Raw genomic sequence first — 10,025 nt, 5'->3', positions numbered from 1 at the left:
ATCGATCATGAAGAAATAACCGCCCCCCGTGTAGGCGCGAGGCTTGCCCGCGAAGGGGTCATCGAGCCCGCCAAAAGCTTCGCGGGCAAGCCTCGCTCCTACAAGGGTTGTTGGCGTATCAGGATTCAGGCGAATACTTCGCACATCTGCAGCACCGAGCAATCGACCTGGAACGGTCCGAAGAAATCGCCTTGGCGTTTGATCGGTGGATTACCGGCCAGCAGGCCCATGGCCTTTTCGGTTTCGATGCTGCGAGCGAGGTTGTGATTGGCTTCGATAGCGCGAGCCACGGAACCTGCCGAGGCTTGTCCGATGCCCAACAGTGATGAGCCATTGGTCATGAACGCCAGGAAGGCGATGACCCAGAGTTTGCCCCCTTTCATGCCCCTGTCACTCCCGCCACGTCTGCGTGATCGATCACGGCGTTTTGTGCGCGGTGCTCGAACTGAATGGCGGGATAAGCGACCTGAATCGGTGCGTCGGTTTCGTGTTGAGATTGCGCGGTAATGCTGACAACCAACACCAGCGCCACGTAAAGACCGATGGCCAGGTAGGCGCCGTGTTTGGCAGAAGTGAGGATTGCGCTGGCCATGGTGTTCTCCGTGGGCATGTTTCAGTGCCCACAGAATCGATCAAAAAAGCTGTGATAACCACTCAGGGTTATCCATAGTCACCATCAGCTTCGTTGATCATTAAGCCAGTCTATTTCAGCCTTCGATAAAACTCATCATGCGCTCTCGGGCAGCGTCAGGCTCGCCTGGAACGGGCGTTGCGGCAGATAAAATGGGGGTTGAATAGAGGAATAGAAGTACCACGGCCAGACGCATCGCCATGCTGTCGATCCTTTTTATAGTAGAAGGAGTCAATAAATCAGCGTCAAATTTAAACTCATGGCCATGTGATATCAAGCGCAGCATTAATAGCAATATGATGCTGTCGTAAACGCGTTATGCAGGAGCGACATCACTCAGGCTTTCTCGAAGCTTTTCAGCTTGATCCGCGCAAGTGACTTCGCTCCTGCATAAAGGGTGCAGGGCTTGGCTTTCAGGCTTGGGTTTTGTGATCCAGGGCTGCGTAGAAGTTGGCGCTCTGTTGCAGGTATTTCTGGGTGTAGCTCTGGGCGTGGGATTTTTTGTCGCTGATTTCAACGTTGGCGCTGGCTGGCAGAGCAACGGTGGCAGAGATGGCGGATGCGGCGATGACAGAGAAGAGATTGAAGTTCATGGCGGTATTCCTCGGATTCAGTTGGCTTGCTTGCCCGGTGGGGCCGTGAAGCAAACTTAACTGCCGAGGCTGACGCCTTGAAATCTTTTGTAGCAGTAGCAGATATCAGCGTCATTAATAGAAGGATGCAGGCCCCATCAACCGGGGCCTGCGGCCTATTGACGCACCAGGAACTTCAGATCGCTCGGGGCATCCATCGGCAGTTTCTGCACGGTTTTACCCAGCAGGCCGCTCTTGGCATCGCGTTCGACGACGACAATCTGGTTGCTCTTCTGATTGGCGATCAGCACAAACCTGCCACTCGGATCGAGGCTGAACTCGCGCGGGTGATCCCCTTCCACCGAACGGCGTTGCAGCTCTTTGAGGTGGCCGGTCGCCGGGTCAATGGCAAACACCAGCAACTGATTGGCAGTGCCACGGTTGCTGACGTAGAGGAACTTGCCATCCTTTGATGCATGCAACGCTGCGGCGGCTTTGTCCGACGTCGGTTGCCCGGCCGCCAGATCGACCATTTGCGTTTGCTCAAGCGTGCCGTCGCGGTAATCGAACACCGCGACCTGCGCACTCATTTCCAGGGTCAGCCACGCGTGCTTGCCATCTGCGCTGAACAGCAAATGCCGTGGTCCGCTGCCGGGCGGCAACTGGACCGACGCGGGTGTGGCCGCGATCAACGGCAAGTCCGGGTTGGCCTTCGGATCGAAGCGATAGACAAAGATCTTGTCCGCGCCCAAATCATTGGAGAACACAAACTTGCCATCCGGCGAGGACACCGTCGAATGCACATGCGCCGACATCTGCCGCTCGGGGTTGACCCGGCTGGACGAATGACTGCTCATTTGCACCACGGGTTTGAGCGTGCCATCGGCGCCCACCGGCAACACCGCCAGCGTGCCGCCCGGGTCTTCACTCACGGAATAATTGCTGACGAACAGGTGGCTGGCATCGCCGCTGAGGCTCGAATGGGTCGGCTCGTTGCCCAGGCTCTGGACCTGATTGATGAGGCGCAGCGCATGGGTTTTGGCGTCGATCGCATAATTGCTGACGCGCCCAACCGGGTCTTGTTGCCCCGGGCCGTTTTCGTTGACCACGAACAGGTGACGCTGATCGTTGGACAGGGTCAACCAGGACGGGTTTTTGCTGTTGACCACTTGCAACGGCTTGGCGTCGAGCTGCCCGGTGGCGCTGTCGAAACTCAGGCGATAAATGCCCTGGCTTTGCCCTGCGGTGTAGGAGCCCACGAGCAATTGATAGTCGTCGGCAGATGCGGCCTGAACACCCATTGCGCCGATGCTGCCGGCGATCAACAGCGGCCAGAGGTTACGCATCCTCTTGTTCGTCGTCTTCGTTATCGCCGCTGACGACGTCGCCGAGGCAGACCAGGCGGTGTTCGCCGCCGTTGTCCTTGATCAGCCAGCTCTGCAATGTGGTGTCGAAGGTCGCCGCCTCGATTTGCGCTGGGGTGAACTCCCAATGTTTGGCCGCTCGACCATCCATGCATTCGATGTGCAGATTGTCGTCGACATCAAGGGCGAATTCGAAGGCATGCAAGCCGTCGATTTCCACCATTCCGCAGTGTTCGAGGGCGTTGAGCAAGGTGTCGGTTGGGGCAGTCATGGCAGTCAATCTTTGAAGGGGAAAGACGCAATGATAGCGCAATGTGGGAGCGGCTCAGAGCCGACCACAAAACTCCCACACCACACAGACCAAATGTGGGAGCGAGCCTGCTCGCGATAGCGGCGGCACATTCAACATCAATGTGCCTGACAGTCCGCAATCGCGAGCAGGCTCGCTCCCACAGGGATTTATGTTCAGCCGTTAGAGCGCATCACGCGAAGGCTGTCCATCCACCAGCCGCTGAATACGCAGCGGGTTGCCGTTCTTCAACGCATCCGGCAGCAGCTTGTCGGGGTAGTTCTGGAAGCACACCGGCCGCAGGAAGCGGTCAATCGCCAGCGTGCCCACCGAGGTGCCACGCGCATCGGACGTCGCCGGGTACGGCCCGCCATGGACCATCGAATCACAGACTTCCACACCGGTCGGATAGCCGTTGAGCAGGATTCGTCCGACCTTCTGTTCCAGCAACGCCGTCAATTCGCCGAACTGCTCGAAGTCTGCCGGTTCGCCAATGATCGTTGCCGTCAGTTGTCCGTGCAGGCCATTTAAAGCAGCGCTGAGTTGCGCTTGATCCGCCACCTCGACAAACACCGTGGTCGGGCCGAAGACCTCTTCCTGCAGCACTTCATCGCCGTCGAGCAACAGACTGACATCGGCCTTGAACAACTGCGGCTGCGCCTGATTGCCTTGCTGCGGATTACCCGCCAGGTGCGTCACGCCCGGATGCGCGAGGAGTTTTTGCAGGCCTTGGCCATAACTGCTCAACGTCCCGGCATTGAGCATGGTTTGCGCAGGCTGATCGTAGATCAACCCCGCCACCTGCTGCACAAACGCACTGAACTGCGCCGAGCGAATGCCGATCACCAGACCGGGGTTGGTGCAGAACTGGCCACAGCCTTGCACCACCGAAGCAGTCAGGTCACGGGCCACGCTTTCAGCACGAACGGCCAGGGCCTGGGGCAAGACGATCACCGGGTTGATGCTCGACATCTCGGCAAACACCGGGATCGGTTGCGCACGCGCAGCGGCCATGTCGCACAACGCCCGCCCGCCCTTGAGCGAACCGGTGAAACCGACTGCCTGAATCGCCGGGTGCTTGACCAGCGCTTCGCCGACCCCGCCGCCGTAGATCATGTTGAACACACCAACCGGCATGCCGGTTTTTTCCGCAGCGCGCAGGATTGCATCAGCGACCTGCTCGGCCGTGGCCATGTGACCGCTGTGCGCCTTGAACACCACCGGGCAACCGGCGGCCAGGGCGGAAGCGGTGTCGCCGCCGGCGGTGGAAAATGCCAACGGGAAATTGCTGGCGCCAAACACCGCAACCGGACCGAGGCCGATGCGGTACTGACGCAGGTCGGGACGCGGCAACGGCTTGCGCTCCGGCAGCGCCAGATCAATCCGTGCGCCATAAAAATCACCGCGCCGCAGCACTTTGGCGAACAGGCGCATCTGGCCGCTGGTGCGACCGCGCTCGCCTTGAATGCGGGCGGCAGGCAGCGCGGTTTCGCGGCAGACCACGGCAACAAATTCATCGCCCAACGCGTCCAGCTCATCGGCAATGGCATCGAGGAATTGCGCGCGGCGCTCGGCGCTCAGGCTGCGATAAGCGGGGTACGCGGCAGCGGCAGCCTTGGCGGCGGCATCGACTTCTTCCGGCGTGGCCTGATAGAAATCGTGAGGTAACGCCTCGCCGGTGCTGGCGTCGACGCTCTGGAGTTTGACGCTACCGCAGGCACTGCGCTGGCCGCCAATATAGTTGTGACCAAGAATCATGGGTTGCTCCTTAAAGAATGCCGATGGTGCCGGGCTCGAAGGCCGCTTCAACCGGTGCAATGCCGTTGATCAACGGCGCACCGAACTCGGCCTGACTGATCTCGAACACATCCCCCGGCCGGGTGCGAATGCCGTCGGCAAAGGACAGGGTCGCGGTGCCGAAGAAGTGAATGTGCACGTCCCCCGGACGCAGGAACTGGCTGTATTTGAAATGGTGGTATTCGAGGTTTTCCAGGCTGTGGCACATGTTGGCCTCGCCGGTGAGAAACTCGTTCTGCCACAGCACTTCGCCGTCGCGCCAAATGCGGCTCGTGCCCGCCAGATGCTCCGGCAACTCACCGACCCGAAGCTCCGGCCCGTAACTGCAACTGCGCAGTTTGGAATGCGCCAGATAGAGGTAGTTCTTGCGCTCCATGACGTGATCGGAAAACTCGTTGCCCACCGCATAACCGAGGCGATACGGCTTGCCGTCGTGGCCAATGACGTAAAGACCGCTGAGCTCGGGTTCTTCTCCGGCGTCTTCGGCAAACGGCGGCAGCGGGAACGATTGACCGGGGCGAACGACGATGCTGCCGTCACCTTTGTAGAACCATTCCGGTTGCACACCGGCCTGGCCCGCTGCCGGTTTGCCACCCTCCACGCCCCATTTGAAGATGCGCAGGGTGTCGGTCATCGTTGCTTCGTCGCCGGCCTGCTGATGCATCTTGTCCCGCGCCGAGGCGCTACCCAGATGGGTCAGGCCAGTGCCGCTGACGAGCATGTGTGCCGGGTCCGGATGGTCCAGCGGCGGCAGGATGCGCAGTTTCGCCAGCAGTTCTGCATAGTCGTGGCTGATGCCCAGGCCCAGGGCGTTCACCTGCTGCTCAAGACTGACGCCCGCCTCGATCGCCGCCAACGCCAGATCGCGCACCGTGCGCGCGTCCTGCACCTCACGGACCAGACCGTCCTCGACCACGCCAACCCGGCGCTCGCCGTTAAACAATTCAAATTGAACCAAACGCATGAATTTTCTCCTGTAAGCAATTCTCAAAAACACCGCAGAACCCTGTAGGAGCCGGCTTGCCGGCGATAGCGATCGGCCTGTCGACAATGATGTTGAATGTGCTGACGCCATCGCCGGCAAGCCGGCTCCTACAGGGTTTGCGTCAGATGCGGGAAGCGCCACGTGCGCTGGCTGCAAACTGGTCCGCCGGCAGCACATGCTTGCGCTCCAGCAACCGATACACCACGCCGGTCAAAATCAGCCCGAACACCATCACACCCGAGAGGAAATACAGCCCCGAAGCCAGGTTGCCGGTGTATTCCTTCAGCGCCCCGATCACGAACGGACCGATGTAGCCACCGAGGTTACCCACCGAGTTGATCAGCGCGATCCCCGCCGCCGCACTGGCGCCAGCGAAGAACCGGCCCGGCAAGGTCCAGAACACCGCTGTGCAGGAAAACAGGGCGAACGCCACCAGGCACAGCGCCGCCAGTTGCAGCACCGGCACCGTCAGCCAGGCACTGAGAAACAGGCCGATGGCACCCAACACATACAGCACCGCCAGGTGGCCGTAGCGATCATTCAAACGGTCGGAACTGCGCGGGATGATCAACAGGCCGATGATCCCGAAAATGTACGGCACCGACGACACGAAACCCGTCACCAGATCAGTGCCACCGAACTGTTTGATCAGCGTCGGCAACCACAGGCCCAGGCCATAAATGCTCAGGGTGACCGGCAGATAAAACAGCGCCAGCAGCAACACGCGTTTGTCCTTGAGCGCATGCAACGGATTGCCGTGGCGGGTCTGGCCGTACTCCTCAAGGTCCTTTTTCAGTTCGCCGGCCAGCCAGTCTTTCTCGGGCTGATCCATCCATTTCACCTGTTGCGGACCGTCAGGCAGCCAACGCAGCACCGGCCAGGTCAGCAGGATCGCCGGGGAACCGATGACGATGAACAGCCACTGCCAGCCGTGCAATCCGAGGATGCCGTCCATGCCGAGCAGGCCGCCGGACACCGGGCCGGTGATCAGCATGGCGATCGGTTGGGAGAGGATGAACAGCCCGAGGATCTTGCCGCGATGGCGAACCGGGAACCACTGCGTGATGTAGTACAGAACGCCCGGGAAGAACCCGGCTTCGGCGGCGCCGAGCAGAAAGCGCATCACGTAGAAGCTGTGCGCCCCTTGAACGAAGGCCATGCCGATGGTGATGGCGCCCCAGGTGACCATGATCCGCGCAAACCAGCGCCGCGCGCCGAAGCGTTCGAGCATCAGGTTGCTGGGGATTTCCAGCAGGAAGTAACCAATGAAAAACAGCCCGGCACCGAGGCCGTAAGCCGCATCGCCGATACCGATGTCGGCGCCCATGTGCAGCTTGGCGAAGCCCACGGCGGAGCGATCCACATAGGCGATCAGGTACAGCAGGATCAGGAAGGGAATCAGTTTCAGCGTGATGCGACGAATAAGCCGCAGTTCCTGGCTCATGAGATCGGTCTCCGATTGTTGTTGTTATAGAACCTCGGGGGACGCCTCTCGCCAAAAACTGCCAGGGCCTTCCCTCCGTTGGAGCGGACTATATAGTAATACTATTTATGCAACAACACTTCCAAACAGATCGAATTACGCTTATGTTACGCCTCAGCCAGAACAATATAGTCATACAATAAGAGAATCGATCATGTCTGATAAGAAACCCACCCTGCGCTCCGCCCAATGGTTTGGCACTGCCGACAAGAACGGCTTCATGTACCGCAGCTGGATGAAGAATCAGGGCATCGCCGACCACCAGTTCCACGGCAAACCGATCATCGGCATCTGCAACACCTGGTCGGAACTGACCCCGTGCAACGCGCATTTCCGCCAGATCGCCGACCACGTCAAACGCGGCGTGATCGAGGCCGGCGGTTTCCCGGTGGAATTTCCGGTGTTCTCCAACGGCGAATCGAACCTGCGCCCGACCGCCATGTTTACCCGCAACCTGACGAGCATGGACGTCGAAGAAGCGATTCGCGGCAACCCGATTGACGGCGTGGTGCTGCTGACCGGTTGCGACAAAACCACCCCGGCGCTGTTGATGGGCGCGGCCAGTTGCGACGTGCCGGCCATCGTCGTCACCGGCGGGCCGATGCTCAACGGCAAGCACAAGGGCCAGGACATCGGCTCGGGCACCGTGGTCTGGCAGCTCAGCGAACAAGTGAAAGCGGGCACCATTTCCATCGATGACTTCCTCGCGGCCGAGGGCGGCATGTCCCGCTCCGCCGGCACCTGCAACACCATGGGCACCGCATCGACCATGGCGTGCATGGCCGAAGCACTCGGCACTTCCCTGCCCCACAACGCCGCGATTCCGGCGGTGGATGCGCGCCGTTATGTGTTGGCGCACATGTCCGGCATGCGTGCGGTGGAGATGGTTCGCGAAGACTTGAAACTGTCGAAAATCCTTACCAAGGAAGCCTTCGAGAACGCTATTCGGGTCAACGCCGCCATCGGTGGTTCGACCAACGCCGTGATCCACTTGAAAGCCATCGCCGGCCGCATCGGCGTGGAACTGGAGCTGGACGACTGGACCCGCATCGGTCGCGGCATGCCGACCATCGTCGACCTGCAACCCTCCGGGCGCTTCCTGATGGAAGAGTTCTACTACGCCGGTGGCTTGCCTGCGGTATTGCGGCGCCTCGGCGAAGCCAACCTGATTCCCAATCCAAATGCCTTGACCGTCAACGGCAAGACCCTCGGCGAGAACACCAAGGACGCGCCGATCTACGGCCAGGACGAAGTGATCCGCACCCTCGACAACCCGATCCGCGCCGACGGCGGCATCTGCGTATTGCGCGGTAACCTGGCCCCACTCGGCGCGGTGCTCAAACCGTCCGCCGCCACGGCTGAGCTGATGCAGCATCGCGGGCGTGCGGTGGTGTTCGAGAACTTCGACATGTACAAGGCGCGGATCAACGATCCGGAACTGGACGTGGATGCCAACTCGATTCTGGTGATGAAAAACTGCGGACCAAAGGGTTATCCGGGCATGGCTGAAGTCGGCAACATGGGCTTGCCGGCCAAACTGTTGGCCCAGGGCGTGACGGACATGGTGCGTATTTCCGATGCGCGCATGAGCGGCACCGCGTACGGCACGGTGGTGTTGCACGTCGCACCGGAAGCGGCGGCCGGCGGGCCTTTGGCAGCGGTGAAGGAAGGTGACTGGATCGAACTCGATTGCGCCAACGGGCGTCTGCACCTGGACATTCCGGACGCCGAACTGGCGGCGCGCATGGCCGATCTGCAACCGCCGCAGCAGATGATCCTGGGTGGATATCGCCAGCTGTACATCGACCATGTGTTGCAAGCGGATCAGGGCTGCGACTTCGACTTCCTGGTCGGTTGCCGAGGTGCCGAAGTCCCCCGCCACTCTCACTAACCCCACACCCCTTGTAGGAGCCGGCTTGCTGGCGATGGTGTATCAGTCGACACAACGGTGACTGACACACCATCGCCAGCAAGCCAGCTCCTACAGTTTTTGATCTTCATCTGCCTCAGGACCGTGCTTGCTCTGGCGACCGTCCTCGCCGCGCCTGCTATCATGCGCAGCACCTCCCCCGCACAGGATCGCGCCGTTCCCCATGGATTACCGCAAACCCTCCGACCGCAAAAGCATGCACTCGCGCATTGTCCAGGAACTGGGCATGCAGATCGTTTCGGGACGCTTCAAACCGGACGACAAACTGCCCGCCGAAGCCCTGTTGTGCGAGGAGTACGCGGTCAGCCGTCCGGTGCTGCGCGAAGCCACTCGCGTGTTGGTCGCAAAAGGCCTGGTGTATTCCCGTCCGCGTGTCGGCACGGTGGTCAAGCAGCGCAAGGAATGGCACATGCTCGACCCGGACGTGCTGCACTGGCTGATGCAAAGCAGCCCGCAGAATCAGTTCTTCGATCTGCTGACCAGCGTGCGCAGCATCATCGAACCGGCAGCAGCGGCCCTCGCCGCGCAATTCGCCACCGACGAAGACATTGCCTCTATCGGTGAAGCCTACCAACGCATGGAAGCCGCGCCGACGCCTGAAGCCCTGTTGCAACCGGACCTGGATTTCCACAGCCGCATCGCCGATGCCACTCACAACGATCTGCTGGCGAACCTGTGCAACATGCTGTCGGTGGCGATTGCCGAAGCGTTGAAGCATTCCAACCAGCGGCCGAACCTGCATGAATTGGCGTTGCCACGGCACAAGGCGATTCTCACCGCCATCGAGAACCGCGATGCGCTGGGTGCACGGCATGCAACGCTGGTGCAACTGGACGATGCACGCAGTGCGCTGAATGTGGTGCTGGGCGCCGACCCCTCATAAAACACGATCCACTGTAGGAGCCGGCTTGCTGGCGATGGCGTCTGTTCAGACGATAAATATGTTGGCTGACCCACCGCCATCGCCAGCAAGC

The 10,025-nt window shown here is 60.5% G+C and carries 11 protein-coding genes; 2 read left to right on the top strand and 9 right to left on the bottom strand.

Translation table 11 applies throughout. The annotated features are described in order from the left end of the window. Positions 1-125: 125 nt before the first annotated feature. The 9 genes from KGB27_RS29715 to KGB27_RS29680 all read right to left on the bottom strand — a co-directional run bounded on the left by KGB27_RS29715 (position 126) and on the right by KGB27_RS29680 (position 7,082). The gene (locus tag KGB27_RS29715; protein ID WP_008030107.1) at positions 126-383 is read right to left on the bottom strand and encodes a hypothetical protein; all 258 of its coding nucleotides are present in this window, start codon (positions 381-383) and stop codon (positions 126-128) included. Further along, a complete protein-coding gene (locus tag KGB27_RS29710) occupies positions 380-592 on the bottom strand; it encodes a hypothetical protein (protein ID WP_008042879.1) in 213 nt (70 codons plus the stop codon). Before KGB27_RS29710 ends, KGB27_RS29715 begins: the two co-directional genes overlap by 4 nt. Positions 593-707: 115 nt before the next feature. Continuing rightward, positions 708-833 (bottom strand): hypothetical protein, encoded by a 126-nt coding sequence (locus tag KGB27_RS31425; RefSeq protein ID WP_008030104.1) that lies wholly within the window; start codon positions 831-833, stop codon positions 708-710. 211 nt (positions 834-1,044) lie between these two features. Further along, the gene (locus tag KGB27_RS29705; RefSeq protein ID WP_008030101.1) at positions 1,045-1,224 is read right to left on the bottom strand and encodes a hypothetical protein; all 180 of its coding nucleotides are present in this window, start codon (positions 1,222-1,224) and stop codon (positions 1,045-1,047) included. Between the two features lie 155 nt (positions 1,225-1,379). Then, positions 1,380-2,549, bottom strand: coding sequence for a lactonase family protein (locus tag KGB27_RS29700; RefSeq protein ID WP_223557283.1), 1,170 nt, complete (start codon positions 2,547-2,549; stop codon positions 1,380-1,382). Beyond that, positions 2,542-2,838 (bottom strand): DUF5629 family protein, encoded by a 297-nt coding sequence (locus KGB27_RS29695; RefSeq protein WP_223557282.1) that lies wholly within the window; start codon positions 2,836-2,838, stop codon positions 2,542-2,544. Before KGB27_RS29695 ends, KGB27_RS29700 begins: the two co-directional genes overlap by 8 nt. A 201-nt stretch (positions 2,839-3,039) precedes the next feature. Further along, entirely contained in the window at positions 3,040-4,614 is a 1,575-nt protein-coding gene (locus tag KGB27_RS29690) for an aldehyde dehydrogenase (NADP(+)) (protein WP_223557281.1), read from the bottom strand. A 10-nt stretch (positions 4,615-4,624) separates the two neighbouring features. After that, a complete protein-coding gene (araD1, locus tag KGB27_RS29685) occupies positions 4,625-5,617 on the bottom strand; it encodes an AraD1 family protein (RefSeq protein WP_223557280.1) in 993 nt (330 codons plus the stop codon). A gap of 142 nt (positions 5,618-5,759) precedes the next feature. Next, complete coding sequence (locus tag KGB27_RS29680; protein WP_008042870.1) at positions 5,760-7,082, bottom strand: MFS transporter; 1,323 nt, start codon at positions 7,080-7,082, stop codon at positions 5,760-5,762. A 193-nt stretch (positions 7,083-7,275) separates the two neighbouring features. On the opposite strand from KGB27_RS29680, the gene KGB27_RS29675 reads away from it, so the two are divergent. Together KGB27_RS29675 and KGB27_RS29670 are read left to right on the top strand one after the other, a co-directional pair. Then, positions 7,276-9,012, top strand: a complete 1,737-nt coding sequence (locus tag KGB27_RS29675; protein ID WP_008030087.1) for an IlvD/Edd family dehydratase — start codon at positions 7,276-7,278, stop codon at positions 9,010-9,012. A 202-nt stretch (positions 9,013-9,214) separates the two neighbouring features. After that, the gene (locus tag KGB27_RS29670) at positions 9,215-9,934 is read left to right on the top strand and encodes a FadR/GntR family transcriptional regulator (RefSeq protein WP_008030085.1); all 720 of its coding nucleotides are present in this window, start codon (positions 9,215-9,217) and stop codon (positions 9,932-9,934) included. Positions 9,935-10,025 lie beyond the last annotated feature (91 nt).

The sequence above is a fragment of the Pseudomonas sp. BF-R-01 genome, assembly GCF_019946615.1.
Classification (GTDB): Bacteria; Pseudomonadota; Gammaproteobacteria; order Pseudomonadales; family Pseudomonadaceae; genus Aquipseudomonas; species Aquipseudomonas migulae.
The sequence above is the reverse complement of the archived record's forward strand: the minus strand, read 5'-3'. Positions and strand labels throughout refer to the sequence as shown.

Bases quoted from the DNA above. Each gene is read 5' to 3' on its own strand.
- KGB27_RS29715 (WP_008030107.1), bottom strand. From the start codon at position 383: ATGAAAGGGGGCAAACTCTGGGTCATCGCCTTCCTGGCGTTCATGACC.
- KGB27_RS29710 (WP_008042879.1), bottom strand. From the start codon at position 592: ATGGCCAGCGCAATCCTCACTTCTGCCAAACACGGCGCCTACCTGGCC.
- KGB27_RS31425 (WP_008030104.1), bottom strand. From the start codon at position 833: ATGGCGATGCGTCTGGCCGTGGTACTTCTATTCCTCTATTCAACCCCC.
- KGB27_RS29705 (WP_008030101.1), bottom strand. From the start codon at position 1,224: ATGAACTTCAATCTCTTCTCTGTCATCGCCGCATCCGCCATCTCTGCC.
- KGB27_RS29700 (WP_223557283.1), bottom strand. From the start codon at position 2,549: ATGCGTAACCTCTGGCCGCTGTTGATCGCCGGCAGCATCGGCGCAATG.
- KGB27_RS29695 (WP_223557282.1), bottom strand. From the start codon at position 2,838: ATGACTGCCCCAACCGACACCTTGCTCAACGCCCTCGAACACTGCGGA.
- KGB27_RS29690 (WP_223557281.1), bottom strand. From the start codon at position 4,614: ATGATTCTTGGTCACAACTATATTGGCGGCCAGCGCAGTGCCTGCGGT.
- araD1 (WP_223557280.1), bottom strand. From the start codon at position 5,617: ATGCGTTTGGTTCAATTTGAATTGTTTAACGGCGAGCGCCGGGTTGGC.
- KGB27_RS29680 (WP_008042870.1), bottom strand. From the start codon at position 7,082: ATGAGCCAGGAACTGCGGCTTATTCGTCGCATCACGCTGAAACTGATT.
- KGB27_RS29675 (WP_008030087.1), top strand. From the start codon at position 7,276: ATGTCTGATAAGAAACCCACCCTGCGCTCCGCCCAATGGTTTGGCACT.
- KGB27_RS29670 (WP_008030085.1), top strand. From the start codon at position 9,215: ATGGATTACCGCAAACCCTCCGACCGCAAAAGCATGCACTCGCGCATT.